The organism is Luteibacter pinisoli, from assembly GCF_006385595.1.
GTDB lineage: Bacteria > Pseudomonadota > Gammaproteobacteria > Xanthomonadales > Rhodanobacteraceae > Luteibacter > Luteibacter pinisoli.
The window spans coordinates 2,951,278-2,975,868 of sequence record NZ_CP041046.1; the positions used below are offsets into that span (position 1 = coordinate 2,951,278).

The 24,591-nt window shown below is 65.2% G+C and carries 20 protein-coding genes and 1 tRNA gene; 1 reads left to right on the forward strand and 20 read right to left on the reverse strand.

The genetic code is table 11. From position 1 onward, the window contains the following. Positions 1–7 precede the first annotated feature (7 nt). The 5 genes from truB to FIV34_RS13325 all read right to left on the reverse strand — a co-directional run bounded on the left by truB (position 8) and on the right by FIV34_RS13325 (position 6,535). Complete coding sequence (truB, locus tag FIV34_RS13305; protein WP_139983548.1) at positions 8–925, reverse strand: tRNA pseudouridine(55) synthase TruB; 918 nt, start codon at positions 923–925, stop codon at positions 8–10. Positions 926–939: 14 nt separating this feature from the next. Next, positions 940–1,311 (reverse strand): 30S ribosome-binding factor RbfA, encoded by a 372-nt coding sequence (gene rbfA, locus FIV34_RS13310; RefSeq protein WP_139983550.1) that lies wholly within the window; start codon positions 1,309–1,311, stop codon positions 940–942. 60 nt (positions 1,312–1,371) lie between these two features. Beyond that, positions 1,372–4,296, reverse strand: coding sequence for a translation initiation factor IF-2 (gene infB, locus FIV34_RS13315; protein ID WP_139983553.1), 2,925 nt, complete (start codon positions 4,294–4,296; stop codon positions 1,372–1,374). A 130-nt stretch (positions 4,297–4,426) separates the two neighbouring features. Then, positions 4,427–5,953: a transcription termination factor NusA gene (gene nusA / locus FIV34_RS13320; protein ID WP_139983555.1), complete on the reverse strand. Its 1,527-nt coding sequence runs from the start codon at positions 5,951–5,953 to the stop codon at positions 4,427–4,429. A 45-nt stretch (positions 5,954–5,998) separates the two neighbouring features. After that, positions 5,999–6,535, reverse strand: a complete 537-nt coding sequence (locus tag FIV34_RS13325; protein WP_139985932.1) for a ribosome maturation factor RimP — start codon at positions 6,533–6,535, stop codon at positions 5,999–6,001. Positions 6,536–6,918: 383 nt separating this feature from the next. On the opposite strand from FIV34_RS13325, the gene FIV34_RS13330 reads away from it, so the two are divergent. After that, a complete protein-coding gene (locus FIV34_RS13330) occupies positions 6,919–8,130 on the forward strand; it encodes a GGDEF domain-containing protein (RefSeq protein ID WP_139983557.1) in 1,212 nt (403 codons plus the stop codon). Between the two features lie 3 nt (positions 8,131–8,133). Here FIV34_RS13330 and FIV34_RS13335 read toward each other — a convergent pair whose 3' ends face one another. The 15 genes from FIV34_RS13335 to nuoL all read right to left on the reverse strand — a co-directional run bounded on the left by FIV34_RS13335 (position 8,134) and on the right by nuoL (position 24,589). After that, positions 8,134–8,373, reverse strand: coding sequence for a HigA family addiction module antitoxin (locus FIV34_RS13335; protein WP_246058618.1), 240 nt, complete (start codon positions 8,371–8,373; stop codon positions 8,134–8,136). Positions 8,374–8,437: 64 nt separating this feature from the next. Further along, on the reverse strand, positions 8,438–8,716 hold the full coding sequence (locus tag FIV34_RS13340) for a type II toxin-antitoxin system RelE/ParE family toxin (RefSeq protein ID WP_139983562.1): 279 nt from the start codon (positions 8,714–8,716) through the stop codon (positions 8,438–8,440). 86 nt (positions 8,717–8,802) lie between these two features. Beyond that, positions 8,803–9,576, reverse strand: a complete 774-nt coding sequence (locus tag FIV34_RS13345) for a carboxylesterase family protein (RefSeq protein WP_246058619.1) — start codon at positions 9,574–9,576, stop codon at positions 8,803–8,805. A 114-nt stretch (positions 9,577–9,690) separates the two neighbouring features. Continuing rightward, positions 9,691–10,110, reverse strand: coding sequence for a GFA family protein (locus FIV34_RS13350; protein WP_139983564.1), 420 nt, complete (start codon positions 10,108–10,110; stop codon positions 9,691–9,693). A gap of 105 nt (positions 10,111–10,215) precedes the next feature. Next, a complete protein-coding gene (locus FIV34_RS13355) occupies positions 10,216–11,208 on the reverse strand; it encodes a GlxA family transcriptional regulator (protein ID WP_139983566.1) in 993 nt (330 codons plus the stop codon). Next, positions 11,208–11,768 (reverse strand): isochorismatase family protein, encoded by a 561-nt coding sequence (locus FIV34_RS13360; RefSeq protein ID WP_139983568.1) that lies wholly within the window; start codon positions 11,766–11,768, stop codon positions 11,208–11,210. The genes FIV34_RS13355 and FIV34_RS13360 overlap by 1 nt, the downstream gene beginning before the upstream one ends. Before the next feature lie 154 nt (positions 11,769–11,922). Continuing rightward, positions 11,923–14,415 carry a protease pro-enzyme activation domain-containing protein gene (locus FIV34_RS13365; protein ID WP_170207629.1) on the reverse strand — a complete coding sequence of 831 codons (2,493 nt, stop codon included), beginning with the start codon at positions 14,413–14,415 and terminating at the stop codon, positions 11,923–11,925. Positions 14,416–14,716: 301 nt separating this feature from the next. After that, entirely contained in the window at positions 14,717–16,234 is a 1,518-nt protein-coding gene (locus FIV34_RS13370; RefSeq protein ID WP_139983569.1) for a transglutaminase-like domain-containing protein, read from the reverse strand. A gap of 47 nt (positions 16,235–16,281) precedes the next feature. Continuing rightward, positions 16,282–17,181: an AraC family transcriptional regulator gene (locus FIV34_RS13375; RefSeq protein ID WP_139983570.1), complete on the reverse strand. Its 900-nt coding sequence runs from the start codon at positions 17,179–17,181 to the stop codon at positions 16,282–16,284. Positions 17,182–17,236: 55 nt separating this feature from the next. Continuing rightward, the gene (locus FIV34_RS13380) at positions 17,237–18,694 is read right to left on the reverse strand and encodes a transglutaminase-like domain-containing protein (RefSeq protein ID WP_170207630.1); all 1,458 of its coding nucleotides are present in this window, start codon (positions 18,692–18,694) and stop codon (positions 17,237–17,239) included. Between the two features lie 144 nt (positions 18,695–18,838). Further along, positions 18,839–19,225: a hypothetical protein gene (locus tag FIV34_RS13385; protein ID WP_139983572.1), complete on the reverse strand. Its 387-nt coding sequence runs from the start codon at positions 19,223–19,225 to the stop codon at positions 18,839–18,841. A gap of 134 nt (positions 19,226–19,359) precedes the next feature. Continuing rightward, positions 19,360–19,436: transfer RNA gene (locus FIV34_RS13390), tRNA-Met, on the reverse strand. A gap of 88 nt (positions 19,437–19,524) precedes the next feature. Then, complete coding sequence (gene nuoN, locus FIV34_RS13395) at positions 19,525–20,985, reverse strand: NADH-quinone oxidoreductase subunit NuoN (protein ID WP_139983573.1); 1,461 nt, start codon at positions 20,983–20,985, stop codon at positions 19,525–19,527. A 14-nt stretch (positions 20,986–20,999) separates the two neighbouring features. Further along, complete coding sequence (locus FIV34_RS13400) at positions 21,000–22,511, reverse strand: NADH-quinone oxidoreductase subunit M (protein ID WP_139983574.1); 1,512 nt, start codon at positions 22,509–22,511, stop codon at positions 21,000–21,002. 14 nt (positions 22,512–22,525) lie between these two features. After that, a complete protein-coding gene (gene nuoL / locus FIV34_RS13405) occupies positions 22,526–24,589 on the reverse strand; it encodes an NADH-quinone oxidoreductase subunit L (RefSeq protein WP_139983575.1) in 2,064 nt (687 codons plus the stop codon). Positions 24,590–24,591 lie beyond the last annotated feature (2 nt).

The window sequence follows — 24,591 nt, forward strand, 5'->3', positions numbered from 1 at the left end:
AGCCCGGTCAGGGCGCCGGCAGGTTGAAACCCCTCAGGACGCGGAGAATACCTTCCGGACCGACCTCTCCGAGGGCCATGAGACGGCCATCGTCGCCCCAGACACCGCATCGACCCGGCGCCGCGCCGGCGCCCAGCGGCACGGGCTGGCCGAAGCCGAGCACCCGCGTCTGGGCGGCATCGAGTTGCACCCGGGGAATATGGGCAAGTCCGGCATCGATCGGCAGGACGCAGGCCTCGAGCGGATCCGGCCCCGTTTCGGCGGCCGCACGGAGGTCGTCCAGCGTGACCATGGCCGGGGCCATGAACGGTTCCACCCAGAGGCGGCGCAGCCCGGTGAGATGGGCGCCGCAACCAAGGTTCGCACCCAGGTCGACGGCCAGGCTGCGCACGTAGGTGCCTGAACCGCACTCCACGTGCAGGCGAAGGGTGTCCCCTGCCCGCCCGATCACCTCAAGGCGGTAGACATCCACCTCGCGGGAGGGAACGTCCACGGCTTCGCCGCGGCGCGCGCGGACATAAAGCGGGACGCCGTCCTGCTTGATCGCGGAATACGCCGGCGGCACCTGGGTGATGCGGCCACGCAGCGGCGCCAGGGCCGCCTCGATGAGCGCATCGTCCAGTTCGGGGACCGGCCGGGTCTCGACGATGTCACCCTCGAGGTCGGCCGTGGTGGTCGTGGCACCCAGCTTCACTTCGGCCTCGTAGGCCTTGCGCGAGCCGAGCAGCCAGCCGGCTATCTTGGTGGCCTCGCCGAAGCAGAGCGGCAGCAGGCCGGTGGCGAGCGGATCCAGGCTGCCGGTGTGGCCGCCCTTTGCCGCGCCGACAAGCCGGCGGGCGGTCTGCAGGGCCTGGTTGGAGCTCAGGCCCAGCGGTTTGTCGAGCAGCAGGATGCCGTGGATGTCGTGGAAAGTGCGGCGACTCATAGTGCCTGGACGGGTTATTCGGGCTGCTCGTCGGCAGGAGGCGTCGGGTTTTCGCGGAGCAGGCGCTCGATGCGTTCGCCGGTATCCACCGATTCGTCGTACTTGAACTTCAGCTCTGGCACGCGACGCAGCCGCATGGAGCGCGACAGCAGGCGGCGGAATTCCGGGGCGAGTTCCTTCAGGCCCTTGACGGCCTCGGCCGACTTCTCGGGCATCAGCGCGGTCACCCACACCGTGGCCCAGTCGAGATCCTTGGTTACTTCCACGTCGGACACGCTCACCGACGGCAGCGCGTGGTCGCGCACGGCGGCATGCACGAGCAGGCCGATTTCGCGGCGCAGTTCGGCGGAGACGCGGTCGGTACGCTTGAAATCACGGGACGGCATATCCGCCTCCTATAAACGAGAAAAGCCTCCCCGGCGAACCGGGGAGGCGGGGTCTTCCAATTACAGCGTGCGGGCGACTTCGATACGCTCGAAGCACTCGATCTGGTCACCGACCTTGACGTCGTTGTACTGCTTCACCGCGATACCGCATTCGGTGCCGTTGCGGACTTCGTCCACCAGCTCCTTGAAGCGGCGCAGCGATTCCAGTTCACCCTGGAACACCACCACGTTGTCGCGCAGGACGCGGATCGGCTTGGAGCGCTTGACGATGCCTTCGATGATCATGCAACCAGCCACCGCGCCGAACTTCGACGAGCGGAACACGTCGCGGACCTGGGCGATACCGATGATCTCTTCGCGCACTTCCATGCCGAGGAGGCCCGAAGCCGCCTGCTTCACCTGGTCGATGACGTCGTAGATGATCGAGAAGTAACGGACGTCGAGGCCCGCCGTGTCGATCACCTTGCGCGCCGATGCGTCGGCGCGGACGTTGAAGCCGATCACCAGGGCCTTGGAGGCCGCGGCGAGCTGGGCTTCCGACTCGGTGATGCCGCCGACGCCCGAGGAAATGACGTTGACCTTCACCCGCTCGTTGCCGATCTGGGTGAGCGAATCGCGCAGCGCTTCGACCGAACCCTGCACATCGGCCTTGACCAGGATGTTGAGGGTCTGCTGGCCTTCGCCCTGGCCCATCTGGGCCATGATGTCTTCCAGGCGGTTCGACTTGGTCACCAGGCGCGTTTCGCGACGCTTCTGCTGACGCTCGGCGGCCACCTGGCGTGCCAGGCGCTCGTCGGCGACGGCGACGAAGTCGTCACCCGATTCCGGCACGCCGGACAGGCCGAGCACCTGCACGGGGATCGACGGGCCGGCTTCGTTCACCTGCTTGCCGGTTTCGTCGATCAGGGCGCGCATGCGGCCGTATTCGATACCGCAGACGACAAAGTCGCCCTTCTTCAGCGTGCCCTGCTGGACCAGCACCGTGGCGACCGGGCCGCGGCCGCGGTCGAGGCTGGATTCGATCACGACACCCGAAGCGAGGCCATCGGCCACGGCCTTGAGTTCCATGACTTCCGCCTGGATCGAGATCGCGTCGAGCAGGTCGTCGATGCCCATGCCGGTCTTGGCCGACACCGGCACGAACGGGGTGTCACCACCCCACTCTTCCGGGATGACTTCCAGGTTGCCGAGGCCCTGCTTGACGTGGTCCACGTTGGTGTCGGACTTGTCCATCTTGGTCAGCGCGACGATCAGCGGCACCTTGGCGGCGCGGGCATGCTTCACGGCTTCCACCGTCTGCGGCATGACACCGTCGTCACCGGCCACCACCAGCACCACGATATCCGTGGACTGGGCGCCACGGGCACGCATAGCGGTAAACGCCGCATGGCCCGGGGTATCGAGGAACGTGATGACGCCGCGACTGGTTTCGACGTGGTATGCGCCGATGTGCTGCGTGATGCCACCGGCTTCGCCCGAGGCGACCTTGGTGCGGCGGATGTAATCGAGCAGCGAGGTCTTGCCGTGGTCGACGTGGCCCATGATCGTGACGACCGGCGGACGGGTGACCTTGTCGCCTTCCAGCTCCGCGGCACTCGTGTGCGAAGCCAGCGCCGTTTCGGCGTCGTTCTCGGTGATCTTGACCGGGTTGTGGCCCAGCTCTTCGATCACGAGGGCGGCGGTGTCAAAGTCGATCGTCTGGTTGATCGTGGCCATGACGCCCATCTTGAACAGCGCCTTCACCACCTCGGCGCCCTTCACGGCCATCTTCTGGGCGAGGTCGGCGACAAGGTTGTTGTCACCAATCACCACGTCGCGGACGACGGCAGCCGTCGGACGCGTGAAGCCGTGCGGACCGGACGGCGCGGACGAGCCACGTGCCGGTTCGGAACGACCACCACGACCCGGCTTGCCACGACCACCCTTACCGCTGGAACGGCGTGCGCGGTCGGCGTCGGAGAGGTGCATTTCGCCACCGGCGAAACGCTTGCCACCGGAATCACGATCGCCACCGCGACCGTTGCCTGCGCCTGCACCACCACCGCCATGCTTCGGACGCGCGTTGCCACGCGTGTCATTGGCAGCGGCGACGGCGCCCGGTGCGGGACGCGCACCAGCAGCCGGTGCCGACGGGGCCGGACGGCCAGCGGGCGCTGCCGGGCGCGCTGCGACGGGCGCAGGTGCCGGAGCGGGTGCCGGCGGCGGAGGCGGCGGGGTCGGCTTGGAAACAATGCGCTCACGCTTACGCGGCTCATGGATGCGCGGCAGGATCATGCCGAGCGAGCGCGTGTCGAGCTTGGCCGTCTGGTGGCCGAGTTCGTCGGTGCCGGCAGCGGCCTGAGCCGCCGTCGGGGCAGCCGGTGCTTCGACGGCAGCCGCCTGGCCAGCCGATGCGGCCGCGCGCGAGGCTTCTTCGGCGCGTGCACGCTCGGCCGCAGCTTCGGCTTCCGCATGGCGGCGTGCTTCGGCGGCAGCTTCTTCCTGGCGACGCGCTTCCGCCTCGGCTTCGCGGCGGGCCACTTCGGCCTGCTCGCGACGCTCGGCTTCTTCGCGGCGCTCGTTTTCTTCGTGCTCGCGCTGGGCGTGCGATTCGGCCAACTTGCGGGCTGCCTCGTCCTGCTCACCCGCCACCGCGGCGTCTTCGCCGATGGTGCCGCGCTTCACGTAGGTACGCTTGGCGCGCACTTCCACGTTCACCGTCTTGGCCGGGCCCGCGCCACGGCCGGAGCCGGCGCTGACCTTCAGCTCGCCCATGGTGCGGCGCTTGAGGGTGATCTGGCGCGGTGCGCTGTCGTCCGCTTCGGGGGCGGTTTCGTTCTTGCCGTGCGTACGGCGCAGGAAGCCAAGCAGCTTCACCTTTTCAGTGCTGCTGATGACCTGCTCCGCCGTGGAGAAATTCATTCCGGCCTCGCCAAGCTGCGAAAGCAGCTTGTCGACCGGCATACCCAGTACCTGGGCGAGTTGTTTGATCGTGACGTCCGACATCGTTCTATATTCTCCGCCGTTCCCGCGCGTTACCCATGCCATTGATGCTATCGCCGACTGCCTCCGTCCCTGGTCAGAAGCCGCGTGGCTCCCGTCGGTGCGCCCCTCCGGGGCGCTTCCGGTCCCGCGCTTAGCCGCCCTTCTCCAGTCGGGCGATCATCGGTGCGCGCGCAGCCATGATCAGCTGCGAAGCACGCTCCTCGGTCATGCCTTCAATATCGATGAGTTCGTCGACGGCCAGGTCACCCAGGTCGTCCAGCGTGCGCACGTTGCGCTCGGCCAGGGCGTATGCCGTGGCCTCGTCCATGCCGTCGAGCTCGAGGAGCTCCTGCGACGGCTGGCTTGAATCTTCTTCGCCTTCCTCGGCGGCCAGCGCCTCGGTAAGCAGCGCGTCGCGTGCACGGGCGCGGAGTTCCTCGACGATGTCTTCGTCGAAGCCTTCCACGGCGAGCAGTTCGGCGCTCGGAACGTAAGCAATTTCTTCCACCGACGAGAAGCCTTCCTGCACCAGGATGCCTGCGATTTCCTCGTCCACTTCGAGCTTGTCCTGGAACAGCGCCAGGGCGGCCTGCTGCTCCGCTTCACTCTTGGCGGTGACCTGGTCCTGGGTCATGACGTTGAGCTGCCAGCCGGTGAGCTTGCTGGCGAGTCGCACGTTCTGGCCACCGCGGCCGATGGCCTGGGACAGCTTGTCCTCGGCCACCGCGATATCCATGGAGTGCTTCTCTTCGTCCATGATGATGGACTGCACTTCGGCCGGCGCCATCGCATTGATGACGTACTGCGCCTGGTTGTCGTGCCACAGGATGATGTCGACGCGCTCGCCATTGAGCTCGTTGGACACGGCCTGCACGCGCGAACCGCGCATGCCGATGCACGCGCCGATGGGATCGGTGCGGGTGTCGTGGGCAACGACGGCGATCTTCGCGCGGTCGCCCGGATCACGGGCGCAACCCTTGATCTCGACGAGGCCCTGGCCCACTTCCGGCACTTCGAGCTTGAACAGCTCCATCATGAATTCCGGGGCGCTGCGCGACACGAACAGCTGCGGCCCACGGACTTCCGACTTCACTTCGTACAGGTAACCGCGGACGCGGTCGCCCACGCGGTGCGATTCGCGGGGAATCGTCTTGTCGCGCGGGATGAACGCCTCCGCATTGCTGCCCAGGTCGAGGTAGACATTGCCGCGCTCGACGCGCTTGACGATACCGGTGACGAGCTCGCCCACGCGGTCGACGAAGGCATCGACCACCTGCTGGCGCTCAGCCTCGCGGACGCGCTGCACGATGACCTGCTTGGCGGCCTGCGCGGCGATACGACCGAATTCGGCGTTCTCAACCTGGTGCTCCACCGAGCCACCGATTTCCGGGGCCGTGGATGCCGACGCCTCTTCGGCTTCGTCCAGGGCATCCATCAGGCGGATCTGGAACGACGGATCTTCCATCTCGCCGTCATCGGCGATGATTTCCCAGCGGCGGAACGTCTCGTAATCGCCCGTGTCACGGTCGATCTCGACACGGATGTCCGGATCCTCATCGGGGTAGCGCTTCTTGGCGGCCGAGGCGAGCGCCGCTTCCATGGCTTCAAAAATCACTTCGCGCGGCACGCCCTTTTCATTGGCGACCGCGTCGACTACCAGCAAAAGTTCTTTGCTCATTGCCGCTACTCCCTTGAGGATGCCCCGCGGCATCCTGTCGTTTCGTTATTTGGATGACTTCTTGGGACCCGGATGGGGCTTAGGCTGCGGCGCGTAGCCGAGAGCCACCCAATCGGGCACGACGCGGGCGCTTTCAACGTCCGCGTACTCGAATTCGAACCGGCCCGCTTCGCCTTCAACGACAATATGCTCGCCGTTGACTTCAACGACGTTGCCCTTGAGCCGGCGGCGACCCTCGATGGGGGCCTTCAGCAGCACCTTCACTTCCTGCCCGGAGACGCGCGCAAACTGCGCCGCGCTGAACAAGGGGCGGTCGATGCCGGGTGAGGAGACCTCCAGTACATAGTTGCCGGGGATCGGATCTTCAACGTCCAGCCAGGCGGAGAACTCGCGGCTGGCGGCTTCGCAGTCCTCCACCGTGACCTCCGGCGACTCGCGGCCTTCGCGCAACGCTTCCGGGATGTCCAGGTACACGCGCAGCGTGCTCTGCCCGCCCGAAGGCAGGAATTCGAGGCCGAGCACTTCGAGGCCCAGTTCGGCCACGATCTCGGAAAAGCGTTGGGTGATTGCGTTGTTGTCCACGTTACCTGCGGTTTTCTGGTCGCCAGAAACAAAAAAAGGGCTCGAACGGCCCATTCCTTTCGTCGCCGATGTATCCCGACACCCCTCTCCAGCGCCCTGCGCGAAGCCTTGGCGGCGCTCACGAGTGTCGCGGGACGCGCTCCCTGCGCCCAACAAAAAAGCCTCACGAGGAGGCTTTCTTGTGAAAAGAAAGGTCCTGAAGTGGCACCGGTCATCAATGTGTCATCGATGGCCATTGGCACTTAAGATTCAATAATTCTAGCGTAAATGCCCGGCTTCGCGCAAGTTCGGCCCCATCACGCCGCCCAGTGTAACCCCGCGCCATCCCGTGCGTTAAAGGCCCTAGAATGAAGCCGCCGACCGACCGGGGGGATTTCAGGCAAATGGATGGGGTGACGGGGCTGGATGTCCACACGCTCGGCATGATCGGCCTGGCGGTGGGAATCGCGATCGCACTGAGCTTCTCGCTGCTGAGCCTGGTGCTCAGGGGCATGGCGGCGCTTCACGTCTGGGCTGCCGCCTTCTGGCTGCTGACGTTTGCCGGCGCCGCCCAGGGCTATGACGAGAATGGCAGCTTCCTGTCCGTCATCATCGGCAGCGTCCTGATCGCCCTGGCCAATGCGGCCATGCTGGTGGGTATCGCCATGCACCTGGGCCACCCCCTGCGCTGGCGCGTCCCCGCGGCCGTCGTCGCCGTTTTCCTCCTCATCCAGGTGGTTTTCATGGCCTGGCCGCCCAGCCAGCCGGTCGAAAGCGCCGTTTTCGGCCTGAAAAGCATCCTCTGGGACAGCTGGATGGTGTTCCTGCTGCTGTTCCGCGCCCCGCGCGAGCTCAGGGCGGGCAGCCGGTTCACGGCCATGGTCTTCGTGGTCGATAGCCTCTTCTACGTGGCGCGGGGCCTGATCGCCCTGCACCCCGAGCTGGACTCCCCTGAGCTGGCCTCCCTGCTCACCACGTCCAATTACCTGTTCGGCATCCTGGCCACCTTCCTGCTCAGTACCGGGTTCACCCTGATGCTGTCCCAGCGGCTGGTCCACGACCTGCGCCAGGCGGCCGAGGTGGATGGCCTGACCGGCTTGCTGAACCGCACGGCCCTGCTCAAGGCCGCCAACCCGGTGCTGCTGGCCAACCGCGGCCACTCACACGCCGTGCTCCTGTTCGACCTGGACCATTTCAAGGCCGTGAACGACCGCTGGGGCCACGCCGGCGGGGACGCGGTGCTGCAGCACTTCGCCCGCCTGCTGCGCGACGGCGGCGTACCGGCCCGCGCCCTCCTCTCCCGCTACGGCGGCGAGGAATTCATGCTCCTCGCCCCCTGCACCAGCCCGAACGTGGCGGTCACCCTGGCGGAATCGCTGCGCGCCCTGGTCGAGCGCTCGCCCGCCCTCTACGCCGGCGAACCCATCGCCTTCACGACCAGCGTGGGCGTGGCCACCGGCACCGGGGTACACATCCAGCGTCTCATCGACACCGCCGACGCCGCGCTCTACCAGGCCAAGCGGACCGGCCGCGACCGGGTCGAGGCCATGGTCTCCGAAGGTGCCAGTGAGGAGACCTCGCCGCTGGCTGAGGCGGCGGCGGGGCTCGCAACGTGACCGTCAGGCTGCGCGGGGACGGATGTTCTCGAGAGCGTCGCCGATGCGCCGTTCGGCCAGTTCCAGTTCGTAGTTGAGCTGGAGGTTCATCCAGCTTCGTGGATCGGTGCCGAAATAGCGCGCGAGGCGCAGGGCCGTATCCGCCGTCAGGCCACGCTTTCCATTAACCAGCTCATTGACCCGCGCCGCCGTGACGCCGATGGCTAGCGCAAGAGCGTTCGCGGAGAGGCCCATGGGGCGCATGTAATCCTCTCGGAGAATTTCCCCTGGATGAATGGGCGGCAGTCGTTCGGTCACAAGCGCACCTCTAGTGGTAATCGACGATTTCGACGGCGTGGACGTCGCCATCTTTCCAACGGAAGCACACTCGGTACTGGTCGTTGATGCGGATGCTGTACTGGCCGGCACGACTTCCCCGAAGAAGCTCCAGCCGATTGCCGGGTGGACAGCACAGAAACGATAACGAGGCGGCTGCGTTCAGCTGGGTCAGCTTGCGACGAGCGATGGGCGTGATGCTCGACCATCGCGCGACGCGGTAGCCGAGAAAGAGCCGCTCCGTGTCCTTATTCGCGAATGAGAGAATCATGCCATATCACTTATCGATTGTCGATAAGTGATCATGTCAGGCACGGCGAGTGATCGGTATCGGGGAACGCTTACCTTTGAGCCGGGTTAGTTCGCGGCGTAGAACGGCCAGAGCCCTGGCGTCGCGTAGGCCTGTTGCCAGGAGCCGTGGCCGACGCCGGGGTATTCGGTGTACCGGACGGGCGAGCCGATGCGTTTCAGTGCCGCGGCCATCTGGCGGGATTGCTCCGGCGGCACCGCCTGGTCGTCGCTTCCGTGGAAGAGCAGGACGGGCGTGCCGCGGACCTTGCCTGCCACCCAGTCGAAGACCGCCTGCGGCCCATCCTGGACCGGTGCGCCCCAGATCCCGCTCCAGGGCTTGCCGTCCCAGGTGGAGAACACCGCGCCGCAAATGATCACCAGGCCCGCGAATTCGCCGGGATGCTCGGCGCCGAGTTTCCAGCTGCCGAACCCGCCATCGGACAGGCCCGTCACGTAGGCCTGCTTCGGGTCGGCGTGGAATTCGCTCACGGACATGCGCAACGTCGCCAGCGCGGCGGCCGCCGCGGTGTTATCGCGCCAGCTCTGCTGCAGATGGGCCTGCGGCATCACGACGACCGCGGGGAAGTCGAGATGCGTCTTCAGCCAGGGCGGCAAGCCCTGGGTCATCTGCGCGCGGTTGTCTTCGCCCTTCTCGCCACTGCCGTGCAGGAACAAAACGATGGGCGGACGACTCGATGGCGTGAGCCCACCCGGAATGAACACCTGGTAGCGATAGTCGACGCCCTCGACCTTCGCGGCGCGTTCTTCGAAATGGCCCGGCGCATGGGCCATCGCCGTCGATGCCAGCACCGCGAACCACAACCCTGCCCATTGCTTCATGACGCGCTTCCCTTGCTTGAGTGTGCGAAGCACGGTGCAAGAGGCATGCCGTTCGCGGAAGCGCGTCGCAGCGTCATGCAAGCTGTCCGCGGACATCGCAGCGGACACTTTCGATCATGCCGGCTCGATCACCACGTGGCCTATCCAGTGCCGCGCACGGCGCTCGAGGCGTGAGGACGTTTCTTCACCGTCGAAATCCACGGCGACGGGCTCGGGGAATGCGCCAAGGCCTTCAAACGTCCGCGTGTTAACCACGGCATGAAGACGGTCGTCGACCTCGCTGGTGCACACGGGGACGACGCCGCAGACCGTGCACACGTGGAAGTCGGCCGTATTCGTCCCGAAGCGATGCCGCGCAGCGTGAGCCGCGTCGCCGATGCGCACCCGCAACGCGGCGTCCGGATGCGCCGTCCACGCCGCACCGTGCTTCTGGCAGAACGTGCAGCCGCAAGCGCGAGGCTGCACGGGCACGCCATCAGGCCATCGCAGGTCGAACGTGATGTTGCCGCAATGGCACGCACCGTGAATCTGCATGGATCGTTTCCCTCAACGCTCTTCCAGCCAATGCCACGGCGGCTCGTCGAGCATACCCTGCCCTTCGATGGTCGTCTGGCTCAGCACCTTTGCGTCGGATGCCCGTCAGCCCTGGCCGGGGCCTGCCCGGAATCGACTGGGCGGCAGCGCGTGATCGCGCGACCACGCCCGGCGCAGCTGCCGCGACGACCCGAAGCCCGAGCGCTCGGCAACCGCCTCCATGTCGAGCCGGGATTCGGCCAGCAGCTCGCGCGCGAGGGCGAGGCGCATGCGGCTCACGTACTCGCTGACGCTCATGCCCGCGTGTTCGTTGAACAGGCGGGACAGGTGGCGCGGACTGGCGGCGGCCACATGGGCCAGGGCATCGACGGACCACGCCCGTGCGGGATTGGCGGCCACCGCGTCCTGTGCGCGGTGGATCGCCGGATGCATGTGGTTGCGGCCTTCCAGCCACGGCGATAGTTGCGGGTCACCACCGGCCCGGCGCAGGTACACGACGAGGTAGCGGGCGACGGCCACGGCGATGGCCGGCCCGACCGTGTCCGCCACCACGTGGAGCATCAGGTCGATGCCCGAGGTGATGCCGGCACTGCTCAGGCGCTCGCCATCCTCGACGTAGAGCCGGTTCTCGCGGACCGTTGCGCCCGGGACGGCCTGCGCCAGCGTCTCGGTATCCGCATGGTGCGTCGTGCACTCATAGCCATCGAGCAGACCGGCGCGACCTACCAGCATCGCCCCGGAACAGATCGACATCACGCGGATACCTGGACGCACCACTTTCGCCAGCCAGTCGACGATGGATTCTTCGGCCGCGGCATCGTCAGCCGGCGTCGCCCGGGGCTCGCCCAGCGGCACATCGGCATGCCCAGGCACCACGACCATCGCACCGTCGGGAAGGCGCGCCGGGAAGGCGCCGATACCGTCGATACCCAGGCCGATGGAACTGCCGACCTTGCGACGCGGGCCCACGAAGGTGACCTCGAAACACACGTCGGCCTGGAGGAGGTTCGTCTTGCGCAGCACCTCCACCGGCCCTGCCAGGTCGAGCAGGAGGACCCGGGGTGGCACGACGACAAAGACGGGCAGCACGGTGGCCATCACGCCGCCTTGTCGAGGCCGGCGCCGAGCGCCTGCTCCACGGTAGCGATACGTGCAAACCGGTCGGCCAGCACCAGCTCGGTCCGCGCGCGAATCTCGGCGGCGCTCCATTCGCGCCCCGTCACGTCCGTCATCGGGAAGGTCAACGTCGCCTCGCCCACGTAATCCACCGTGTAACCCAGGTCGGACGCATGCCGGGTGGTGGTCTCGCAGCACTGTTCCGTGCGGATGCCTGAAACGATGACGCGCCGGATGCCGTGCTCGGTAAGCCACACATCCAGCCCCGAGCCGACCAGGGCGCTATGCCGGCGCTTGCGGAACGTCACGGTGGGATGGATGCGCAACGGGGCGAGCGTCGTCACGAAGCCCGAGGCCTCGGAGAACACGCCTTCGTCCTCCACGTGGAATATCCGGACCACCGGCATGCCGCGCGCCTGCGCGCCATCGATGAGCGCCTGCTGGCGTTCGATGAAGGCCGCCACCTCGTCTTCGCGGAAGTAGGGGCGGTGACGAAAGGATTCCTGGACATCGATGACAAGAAGCGCGGTATCGGAGGGCATGTCGGTCTTCCGCTGGTGGCCGTGATGGACGCAGTCTGCGCCGCTTGCCGGCCAGCGGACAGCCCCTGCCGGGACGCCGGCCGGACATTTCACGCCACGCATGAAAACGCCCGCCCGGTTACCCGGGCGGGCGGGGGTTACCTTCCCTTTGTGCTTAGTTAGTCCAGGTCGCCTTCAGCGTCACGCCCGAAAACGCGGCGTAGCCGTTGAGCATCACGTAGTAGGTACCCGTCTGCGGCGAGGTCACCGAGCAGGTCTCGGTATTCCCCGTGACATACGGGCGGCAGTCGTAGCTCGACGTGGTCGGTGCCGAACCAAACTTCACGTACAGGTCGGCATCACCCGAGCCACCCGAGATCGCGATCTTCAGGTTCTTCGCGCCCGAAGGGATCGCCACCGTGTAGTTGAGCTTGGCGTTCTTCGCCGCGGACAGGCCCGACACCGCCACGCCATTCTGCAGGACGTTGCCACCACCGCCACCGGTCGACGTCACCGTCACCGAGGACGTCTTGGCGTTGGTGGCGCCGGCATTGTCGGTCACCGTTTCGGTCACGCTGTACGTGCCCGCGGCCGTGTACGTGTGGCTCGGGCTGGTCGCGGTCGAGGTCGAACCATCGCCGAAGTTCCAGGCGTGGGCGGCGATGCTGCCGTCACTGTCGGTGGAGCTGTCGGTGAACGTCGCCGTCAGCCCGCTGGTGGTGAAGCTGAAATTCGCCACCGGCGGCACGTTGGTGCCACCGCCACCGCCGCTCACCCAGTTGGCCTGCGCGTAGGTGTTGAGCTTGCCGATATCGAAGCTGCCGAAGCCGGTGGCTTCATCAAAGCCGGTCGCCGCGGTGTAGCCGTGGTTCTGGTAACCGTTATTGCCCGAGGTGACGTCATGCAGCAGCGAGGTCTGCGTCGGGAACGCGGCGTAGAACTTCGATGCCGGGAAGCCGATGGCATTGGCAGCCGCCGATTCGATACGTGCAAAGGCGCCGACAAACAGCGGCGATGCCAGCGACGTGCCGCCCACCTGCTCCGTCGAGCCGTTGACGATGATCAGCGCACCTGACGACGAGGCCGCATCGAAGGCCAGGTCCGGGCCCACGCGCTTGCTGCTGGATACGGCGGACTGCCACGACGGCGCGGCTTCGTACAAGCTGGTGCCGCCGCCCGTGGCCCACAGGCGCTGGTTGTTGTCGCCCTGGCTGGGCGCGATGGCGGAGAGGCCTTCGTTCCACACCGTTTCACCCGACCACGTCGTGCCGCTGGTGGAGAGCTGGGTGCCACCCACCTGGATGACGTACGGCGAGCTGGCCGGCTCGCTGACCGAGTAATGGGTCAGGTCGATCTTGACGGTGCCCGCGGAATTCGCCACATAGCCGGGCGAGCCCGAGGTCGGATCCGTCGACCACTGATACACGCCCGCATCGCCCGAAGCGATGGAGAAGATCTGGCCCTGGGCCACCGCCTGCTGGAAGATCGCATCATCGGCCGCCTGCGTACCGGATTCCTCGGCAGCCGTTTCGTCTTCGCCGAGGGACACGTTGATCAGCTTGGCGATGTTATCGGTGACGGCCTTGTTATACGTGGCCGTGATGCCCGCGTCGGTGATGCCCGACGAGCTCGAGTTGCCGTTGGCCGAGGTGTAGAAGATCAGCTGCTTCACGCCGCCGGCGATACCGACGATGTCCTGGCTATCCAGGGACCATTCGCCGTTGGACTCCGGATCGTTGGCAAACGTGCCGCTACCGACCTTGGTGATCGTGCTGTTGACCGTGGCCAGGCCCGCGCCGGACGTGAAGCTATTGAGGTCGGTGACGGTCTGGGTGATCGAACCCCACGTGATGATGCCTACCGCGGTGTTCGTCGCGGCCGGCACGCTGCTGCCACCGTAGATCGCGGCGAAGTCCTGCGGGTGGTGCGCGGCGACCGCGGCGGCCGCCTGCGTGCTCGACGCCGGACCCGGTACCGTCACGTTCTCCGGGTGGTACACGTGATGCAACGTGTGCTTCACGCTGACGTTCTGCAGGCCGAGCACGGCATTCACCGACTCACCCAGCGAGGCAGGCACCAGGGCCGGCGCATCGTTGGCGAAGAACTCGCGGCCGCCGGATTCGAAACGCTTGATGGACGTGTGGAAGCCGTTCGTTGCCGCGCCGGCGTTACCGTCAGCCGAAATGAGCAGGTTGTTCGGGGCCACTTCGATGTTGGTGAAGCCCGACTGCTGGAGATGGGCGACAACCGCATCCACCTGCGCCTGGGTCGGGCCAAACTGCGCTTTGAACTGGTCAGGCGTCAGGAACTTGCCAAACGCCGCATTACCCGGCGTGGTGACGTTGCGAAGGAACGTCTGCAGCTGGTCAGGGTTGCGCAGCTTCATGCCGATGACGACGTGCAGCGGATGGTCGGCAGCAAGCGCGGTCACGGCCGTGCCTTCGATCGACGGCTGCCCCGTCATGTTGAGCTTGTAACCCGCGGCGACGGCGGTGGTCGCCGTGGTGCTCGCGGTGGAAACCTGCGATGTGGCCGCCGGCAACAGCGCGGCCTTGGTGTTCGTCGTCACCCACGCGTCCGCCGCGTGGCTCCCCATGGAGGTCATCGCGAGGGTGATCGCGACCGTCAATGCCGTCTTCCGTGTAACGCGAAAAGCATCGATCTTCATTGCGTTGTGTTCCTTCGTTTGCCCGTAGGAATGCCGCTCACATTGCGTGGCGGCGATGTCACTGCTGGCGTCGTGGCGCAGGAATTTGCGAATCCCCGGCCCTTCCGCCGTCTTTCCCCCTGTCGAACGAGCAGGCGGCTACGGATCTTTCGCGAACCTTTCCCGCGAGGCCTCTCGGTTGACGATGGGCCCGGTCTTGTGACGAAGAGCGTGCAGGTTCAGTGAATTCGGCAAGAAAGCGCGCACCCGTCAATATCCGTACGTACTGACGGATTCGCAGGTTTATGCGGACTGCATTTGGCTAGTGACTGGCAGGCGGAGGCGTGACCGGCATCGTGTAACGTTCCGGCATGCTGTCGGGGCGCGCCGACTCGGGCGGCATGTCCATCATCTGCGCCGTGGGGGTCACGCTTTCGATATGGATGGAGCCGAGAGACGCCATCGCCTGGAAGAATCGCCAGGGGGCGCCGTCACCTACGCCAAGGGCGATATGGGTTGAGTCGTAGCGGCCCTGCGCGGAATCAAAACTCACCCAGCGGTCCCCCAGCCATGCCTGCGTCCACGCATGCGGAATGAACACGCGGCTCGCCCCGGCGAACCGGTCGACGTAGACGAGACCGGTGACGACGCGCGCGGGAATGCCGAGGGAACGGGCCAGCGCGGTGAGCAGCACCGCATGCTCCGTACAGTCGCCCTTGAGGCTCTGCAGCGTGTCCAGCGCCGAGGCGTACCCGATATCCATGCCTTTGGTGTCGATGGCCTTGGTCAGGTAGCTGCGCAGCCGTCGCATGCGCGCCATGTCCGACGAGGCATCACCCACGATGTCGCGCGCGGCATCGCGAATGGCCGGCGCGTCGGATTGCACCCACGGGTTGGCCTCGGTGTCTTCGCTGGTGGGTCCGGGCTCGTCCCCGTGCGGCAAGGGCCGTCCCACATCGAGCTGGTAGACGCCGGCCGTCACGCTGCTGACGTGCTGCTCATCGGTTTCAACGAACGGCTGGGGATGGGTGCCCGTCACGGAGATGCGGTAGCGGATCGGCGCGATACGCAGTGCACCCGGTACGAGGCGTGGCGACGGTGACATTGCGGTACGAAGCACGTCCACGTCCTGGTCGGGCGCCGACGCGCACGCCTCATCGCAGGCCGCCATTTCGATGTGGTACGCGAGCATCGGGGCGATCGACCGGCGAATGATGCCGTTATCGTCTACCCACGTATCGGTCCACTGCGAGCCGTTCGATCCCTTGAGCTCCTGCTTCAGGTGGTGCAGGCGTTCCTTGCCACCGGGCAGGTCCACGATCTCGTCGCCAACGACGGTGACGTCGACGTTCGCTACCTGCTGACGCTCTGGCTGGAAAACGCGCAGGGGGTACGTCGTACCCGGCTGGAACCCATGCGCTGTCGTGGCGACGCGCTGCCCCTCGGCAAGGGTGGCACCTTCCGGCCACTGCAGCAGGCTCACCTTGGTCTGCCCGGCGAGCGTCGTGGCCAACTGGAACACCTGCGGCGCATGGGGCTGGGCGTCGACTTCGCTGGTTTCGGTGCCCTGCCCCGACTTCGTGGAGAATGCGACGGGTGTGCCCGCGGCGGTCTCGACCAGCCGCGCTTCGGTGTGCGTCACCATCGGCGTCTTGAAACGACTCAACCGCATGTCGAGCGATTGCGTCGTCACCACCTGCCCACCTTGCACCTCCCGATGGACATGCACCTTGCCCACCTTCTGACCGTCGAGCATCACGGTCATCCACGTATCGCTGGCGAAAGCCGCTACGGGTGTGAAGCAGAGCAAGCCGGCCACAACAGCATGCGGTACGCGCATGGGAATCCTTTCGTTGGCGGATTACCCATTTACGGAGCCGGGTCCTGCTATGTCAAGGGCGGAGCGCACACTGGGGCGTCGTCCCTGCTTGCCAATGGCAGGTAGATGTCCGTGATGGCTTCATGCTCGGGCACATCGGGAAACATCGCCACACGCTGGAAGAAAAGCGGCGCATCACGCGGTGACTCCTCGCTGGCATCAAGCCATTCGCGATAGAGAAAGCGAACGCTATCGGCCAGCTGTGCGTCAGAACCCACGTGCCTCAGGACGGCACACCGTCCGCCGGTAATCTGCGCCGCCACCACGCCATGGTCGTTCGGCAGCACGTTGGCACACGTACAACAGATGTCCATACGGTAAGCCTCGGGCGCGACGTCATCGGGGTCGTCGTAGACCAGGTTCCACGTGGCTGCCTTGCCGGGCGGCAGGGCATGTGCTTTGCGCCATGCGATAAAACGGCGAACGGTGTCGCCGATGCGCTCCGGAGGACCTATGTGCGACAGGCACGCCACGGCGGTCTCCGGAAACGCAACGATGCCTACATCGCCATGCGCGTGCTCAACAGCCATATGAATCCTCCTCACCTGCTCGTGATCCTCCCAGGCTCGCGCCAGGCGTTCCCAGTCCGGGCCTTCCCGACACGCCGACGGCGATTGGTCCATCTGTTGGCGGAAGGCGCGAGAGAAGCCCTCCGCGCTCTCGTAACCGGCGTCGAACGCCATGTCACTCACCGATACATCCGGCCGAAACGCCGCCTGGAAGGCTGCCCGTTTGAGACGGGAGAGCTGCACGTAACGGTGCACCCCCATCCCAACCACCGCGGCGAACCGCCGATGGAAGTGGTAAGGCGAATACGCCGCCTCGGCAGCCAGGCGGCGGAGCGAAAGGTCCCCGTCGAGGTGGCGGTCGATATATCCGAGCACATGGCGAAAGCGGTCTTTGGTCATGGCTCAAGGTTACTGTCCATGCCTCGGTCACGCATGACCGATCTTGCTGCATCTCTCAGCGCGTGCCACTCCCGCCAGGCGACCAGAAGAGCGCATCGAGCGCCTTGCGGACGAGGTCGGGTCGCAAGACGCCTGGCAGCGTGACGTTCATCGCCGCTTCCAGCGGCTCAGCCCTCTCGACATGGATAGAGCCCAGGGCCGTCGTCGATGCAAAAAATCGCCACGGATCACCGTCGCCCACGGCGAGGGCGATATGGGTGGTGTCGAAGATGCCCTGGGCGGAATCGAAGCTCACCCAGTAGCCATCGAGCCAGGCCTGCACCCACGCGTGCGGCACGAATACCCGGTTGGCCCCGCCGAAGCGGTCGTTGTAGACCAGGCCCGATACTACGCGCGTCGGAATGCCCAACGAACGTGCGAGCGCGGCGAAGAGCACCGCGTGCTCCGTGCAATCGCCGCGGCGGCTCGCCAGCGTGTCGAGCGCCGAGCCATAGCCGACATCCAGGGCGGTCTTGTTGATGTAGTACGTGAGATACGAACGCAAGCGACGCATGCGCTGTGCATCGCTCTTTGCATCGCCGACGATCTTCAACGCCATGGCACGAATCTCGGGCGTGCTCGACTGGACCCACGGGTTCGCCGCCGTATCTTCAATGGTCGGTCCCGGCTCGCCGCCGGGGCCGAGATCCGGAGCGAAGCCGATGTCGACCTGATAGTTGCCGCCACCCAGATCAGTGACGCGCTGCTCGTCGGTATTCACCAACGGATTCGGCCGCTGTCCACGCACGGACACCGTGTACCGCATGGGCACCGTGCGCTGGGCACCCGGCAGTTCACGTGGCGATGCGACCATCGCCGCGCGGAGAATGTCGACATCCTGATCGGGAGCATTCGCGCACGACGCGTCGCAAGCCGCCATGTCGATCCGAAATGCCATGAGTGGCGCAAGGGAGCGACGGACGATGCCCTCGTCGTCCACCCACGTTTCCGTCAACTGCGCGTCGCCGCTCCCATCCAGGCGCTGCTGAAGGTGATGCAATCGCTCCTTCCCGCCCGGCAGATCAACCCATTCATCACCGACCACCGTGACCCTGAGGTTGCCGACCTGCTGCCTGGATGGCTCGAACACGCGCAAGGCATAGGATGTGCCTGGCTTGAACCCATGGCTTACGGTGGCCAGCCGTTGGCCCTCAGGGAGTAGCGCGCCCTCTGGCCACGCCATGAGACCAACCGTCGCCTGCCCATGAAGGATCCGGTCCACCTGAAAGGCACCGTCGTCGCGCCGTTGGGCACTCACCTGCCCGCTTCCCGATACCTCGCCGCTCTGCGATGAAAAGCCAAGCGGCACGCCGGTCGTCGATTCCGTCGCCCCCAGGGCCGTATGAATGACCATGGGCGTCTTTACCCGATTGAGCCGCAGGTCAAGCGTCTGTGCGGTCAGGACCTGGCCGTTCTGCACGTCGCGAGTGGCGTGAAACCTGCCGACCTTCTGCCCGTCGAGCATGACGGTCATCCACAGGTCTTGCGCCGCTGCGTAAGCCGGTGCAAGGCAGAGCCAGCCAACCACTACAGCACGCGCGATCCGCACAGGAACCCTTACGCCGTCGGGATGCCCTATAAACGGCATAGGGCGGCGACGAGTCAAGCATATCGACGTCTACCTTGGAGCGGACGGCAACGACACGCGCTGCGCCACTTCCCGCCAGGCCGACGGCGCTACGGCGGTCACAAGGCTGATGAGAAGCACCATCCCCCACAGCCGCTGTTTCCAGTCCTGCAGCTTCCGTATATCGGCGGCCATGACAGCCGCACCGGACTTCAGGCCGGTGACGTCAGCCTTCAATACGGCGACGTCGACCCTGAGCTCGCGGACATCGGCTTTCAGCGTGCCGACGTCTACCTTGATTTCCTCGATCGATGTTTCGATGGCCTCGAGCTTTGCATCGAACTTCGCATCAAGCTTCGCAAGCGACGACGTGAGGCCCAGCAGCAAGTCGACACTGACCTGCGCAGGGGCGGAAGGCGTGGGAGTGAGAACACACATGGTGCAGCGATCCATCGATGGCGGGAAAGCCAAGGTATCCAGCCGCACTCAACACGTATGTCATCCGCACACGAGCATTCGTGTAGGGGAAAAAGAAAAAGGCGCTGACCGAAGTCAGCGCCTTTCAAAATTCCTGGTAGCGGGGGCAGGATTCGAACCTGCGACCTTCGGGTTATGAGCCCGACGAGCTGCCAGACTGCTCCACCCCGCATCAGAGAAAAGAAGTTTAGCGATATGGCCAGATTCTTGCAACCCCTTTCTTACATCTTTGTGAAAGAAAGGGGTGCAGATGCCCTGCCTTAACCGCCGAATGCCTTCTGGCACCACGCGAACAGCGGCGACCATGCAAAGCCCAGCACGAGCAGCGCAATCGCGTTGATCGACAGCACCCAACGCGACGAGACGTCCGACGTCGCGCGCACTTCGGTGCCTTCGTTCGGCTGGTCGAAGTACATGACCTTGACCACGCGCAGGTAGTAGTACAAACCGATGATGGCGAACACGGCACCCGCCAGCGCGAGCCACATGTAGCCGGCGTCCATGGCAGCCTTCAGCACGAGCAGCTTGCCGAAGAAGCCAAACAGCGGCGGCACGCCAGCCAGCGAGAACATCACCAGCAGCATCATGAAGGCGAACCACGGCGAGCGCTGGTTCAGGCCCTTCAGGTCGTCGATCTCTTCGCACTCAAAGCCGTTGCGCGACAGCACCAGGATCATGCCGAAGGCCGCGGCGCTGGTCAGCGCGTAGCTGATCGCATAGAACATCGACGCCGAATACCCTTCCGGACCGGCATTAACCAGGCCAAGCAGCAGGTAGCCCATGTGCGAGATGGTCGAATAGGCCAGCAGGCGCTTCAGGTTGGTCTGCACGATGGCGACGAGGTTACCGATGGCCAGCGAGAGCACCGCCAGCACGGCCAGCATCAGCTGCCACTGCGCGGCGAGGCCCGAGGCGCCACCGGCGATGTCGCCCATGCCGGTGGAGAGCAGGCGGTAGGCCATGCCGAAGGCGGCGAGCTTCTGGGCGGAACCGATGAAGATGGTCACGGCCGTCGGCGAACCCTGGTACACGTCCGGGATCCACATGTGGAACGGCGCGGCGCCCAGCTTGAAGCCGATGCCGACGATCATGAAGACCAGGCCGAACAGCAGCAGCGTGTGCCACTCCGTACCCACGATGGCCGCATGGATAGCATGCAGGTCGAGGCTGTGGGTGGCGCCGTACACCATCGACATGCCATAGAGCAGCATGCCCGACGCCAGCGCGCCGAGGACGAAGTACTTGATCGCCGCTTCCGACGACAGGCGCGAATCGCGGTTCAGTGCCACCAGCGCATACGACGAGAGGGTCAGCAGCTCGAGGCCGAGGTACACCGTGACCAGGCTGCCGGCCGAGACCAGGAACATGATGCCGAGCGTGGCGAAGATGGTGAGCGTATAGAACTCACCGAACGGAATGGCCCGCTCCTTCAGGTACGGACGGGCGTAGACGAAGATGACCGCCGTGATGAGCAGCGAGAACACCTTCAGTACTTCGGCCACGCCGTCGCGGACGAACATGCCGCTGAAGGCGGTGACGCTGCCATCCGGCTGGCCACTCACGACCAGGTAGGCACCGACCACGAGCACGAGCACCGAAAGCCAGTGCACCGCGCCCTTCTGGTCCGGCTTCAGGAAGGCATCCACCAGGAGGAGGACGCAGGCCGCGACCGTGAGGTAAACCTCGGGGAGCAGGATAAGGATGTCATTGATACCAGGCATGGACTAATTCCCGCTCAGACTTTCGTAATGGCCAGCTGCTCGACAAGGCGAGCCACCGACGCATCCATGAGGTGGACCAGAGGTTCCGGCCAGATACCGAAGACCAGCACGCCGGCGGCAAACGCGGAGAGCATGAAGATCTCGCGGCCGTTGACGTCGGTCAGTTCCTTCACGTGCGGGTTGGTGATGTCACCCCACAGCACGCGCTTCACCATCCACAGCGTGTATGCGGCGCCGATGATCAGGGTGAAGGCGGCAAACAGGGCAATCCACGGGTTCGCGCTGAACGCGGCCAGGATGACCATGAACTCACCGACGAAACCGCTGGTACCTGGCAGGCCGCTGTTGGCCATGGCGAACAGCACATAGAACGGCGCGAAGATCGGCATGACGTTGATGACGCCGCCGTAGTCCTTGATCTGGCGCGAGTGCAGGCGGTCGTAGAGCACGCCGATGCAGCTGAACATCGCGCCGGAGATGAAGCCGTGCGAAATCATCTGCACCATCGCACCCTGCATGCCCAGGCGCGCCGCGTCCGGGTTATGCGCTTCGCGCACCAGCATGAAGGCGATGAAGATACCCAGGGTGACAAAACCCATGTGCGCGATGGACGAGTACGCCACCAGCTTCTTCATGTCGCCCTGGACGAGGGCCACGTAGCCGATGTAGCAGACCGCGATCAGCGACAGCACGATGATCAGCCACGCGAAGTGCTCGGACGCGTCCGGCACCATCGGCAGCGAGAAGCGCAGGAAGCCGTAGCCACCGATCTTCAGCATCACCGCCGCCAGCACCACCGAACCACCGGTGGGCGCCTCGACGTGGGCGTCCGGCAGCCAGGTATGCACCGGCACCATCGGCACCTTGATCGCGAAGCCCAGCAGGAAGGCGAAGAACAGCCAGCTCTGCTCGGTCATCGTGAGCGACACCTTGGCCATGTCGGCCATGGCGAAGCTGCCACCGGTCTTGTGATACAGGTAAATCAGGCCGATCAACATGAAGATCGAGCCGAAGAACGTGTAGATGAAGAACTTCAGCGTGGCGTAGACGCGGCGCGGGCCGCCCCAGATACCGATGATCACGAACATCGGGATCAGCATCGCTTCGAAGAACACGTAGAACAGCAACGCGTCCGTCGCGCAGAACACGCCGATCATGCAGCCTTCGAGGACAAGCATGGCGGCCATGTACTGGTGCGGGCGGTTCTGCACCACTTCCCAGGCGCCCACGATCACCAGGATCTGGACAAAGCTGGTGAGCAGGATCAGGGCGACGGAGATACCGTCGACCGCCAGCGAGTAGTTGATGCCGAGCGACGGGATCCAGCTGAACGTTTCCGTCAGCTGCATCGTACCGGTGCTGGCGTCATAGGCAGGCAGGAGGGCCAGGCTGGCGGCGAAGGTAGCAACCGCTACCAGCAGCGCGAGCCAACGGGCGACGCCTGGGCGACCGGAGCCGGCCAGCAGCACCGGGATGGCGCCGATGATCGGGAGCCAGATCAGCAGGCTGAGCAAGTGATTCGACATAGAGCTCGTTTCCCTTATTGCCCGATCAGCCAGTATCCGCCCAGGAGCAGGATAAGGCCGAGGATCATGGCGAACGCGTAATGGAAGAGGAATCCGGACTGCAGGCGGCGGGTGCCGCTTGCGATGCGCTGCACGAGGCCAGCCGAGCCGTTGACGATGGCGCCGTCGATGAGGGCCTGGTCGCCCACCTTCGACAGGCCTTCGCCCAGCTTCACGCCGCCCTTCGCGAACACCGCGAAGTACAGTTCGTCGATCCAGTACTTATTGTTGAGCAGGTTGTACACCGGCTTCAGCGCGTTCTTCGCCTTGTCGGCGACGGACGGGTTGAACAGGTAGACATACGTCGCAACGACGAAGCCAGCGAGCGCGATCCAGAACGGAGGCTGGGCAAAGCCATGCAGGCCAGCCGCCAGCGCGCCATGGAACTCATGCGCGAGTTCGCCAAGCACGTTGTTCTCTTCCTTCACCTGGATGGCCTTGCCGAACCAGCCGTCGAACAGCATGGGCTTGACGGTGAACAGGCCCACGAAGATCGAAGGAATCGCCAGCAGCACCAGCGGCACCGTCACCACCCACGGCGACTCATGCGGCGCGTGCTCGAGCACGCCCGGCGTACCGTGACCATGATCGTCGTCATGGTGGGCGTCGTCGTGATGGTCGGCGTGGGCATCGTGGCCGTGGTGGCCATGCGCCTTGTGCTCCACCGTGAAGCGCTCCTTGCCATGGAAGGTCATGTACAGGAGGCGGAAGCTGTAGAGCGAAGTGACGAACACGCCGCCCAGCACGCAGAAGTACGCGTAGCTGGCACCCCAGCGATGCGACTCACCCACGGCCTCGATGATGGCGTCCTTCGAGTAGAAGCCCGAGAAGAACGGCGTGCCGGCGAGGGCCAGCGAGCCGATCCACATCGTGATCCAGGTCACCGGCATGTACTTGCGCAGGCCGCCCATGTAGCGCATGTCCTGCTCATGGTGCATGCCCATGATGACCGAGCCGGCGCCAAGGAACAGCAGCGCCTTGAAGAAGGCGTGGGTCATCAGGTGGAACACGGCGCCGCTGTAAGCGGAGACGCCCAGCGCCACGGTCATGTAGCCCAGCTGCGAGAGCGTGGAGTACGCGATGACGCGCTTGATGTCGTTCTGGACGATGCCGATCAGGCCGGTGAAGAACGCCGTGGTCGAACCGATCACGAGGATGAACGACAGCGCCGCGTCGGACAGCTCGAAGATCGGCGACATGCGCGCGACCATGAAGATACCCGCGGTCACCATCGTGGCCGCATGGATCAGCGCCGAGATGGGGGTCGGGCCTTCCATCGAATCGGGCAGCCACACGTGCAGCGGCACCTGAGCCGACTTACCCATGGCACCGATGAAGAGCAGGATGCCGATCACCGTGGCCGCGTCCCACGCGTGGTTCTGCGTGATCTGCAGGGTCTTGCCGACCAGCTCGGGGGCGTGGTCGAAGGCGGTCTGGTAGTCCAGCGTGCCGAGGAAGTACAGGATCGCCGAGATGCCGAGCAGGAAACCGAAGTCACCCACGCGGTTGACCAGGAAGGCCTTCAGGTTGGCGAAGATCGCCGTCGGGCGCTTGTACCAGAAGCCGATCAGCAGGTACGACACCAGGCCCACCGCTTCCCAGCCGAAGAACAGCTGCATGAAGTTGTTGCTCATGACGAGCATCAACATCGAGAAGGTGAACAGGGAGATGTAGCTGAAGAAGCGCTGGTAGCCCGGGTCTTCCGCCATGTAGCCGATGGTGTACAGATGCACCAGCAGCGACACGAAGGTGACCACCACCATCATCATGGCGGTGAGGCGGTCGATCATGAAGCCGACCGAGGCGTGGAAGCGGCCGATCTCGAACCAGGTGTAGACATCCTGGTTGAAGTTGTCCGCCCCACCCCACACCAGCTGGTAGAGCACGTAGAACGACAGGCCGCAGGCGATAGCCACGCCGAGGATGGTGGCGCTGTGCGCCCCTGCCCGGCCGATGAGCTTGCCAAAGAGGCCGGCCAGGATCGCACCGGCCAGCGGGGCCAGTGCGATCGTCAGCAGGATTGAAAGCGAGAGACTCATCG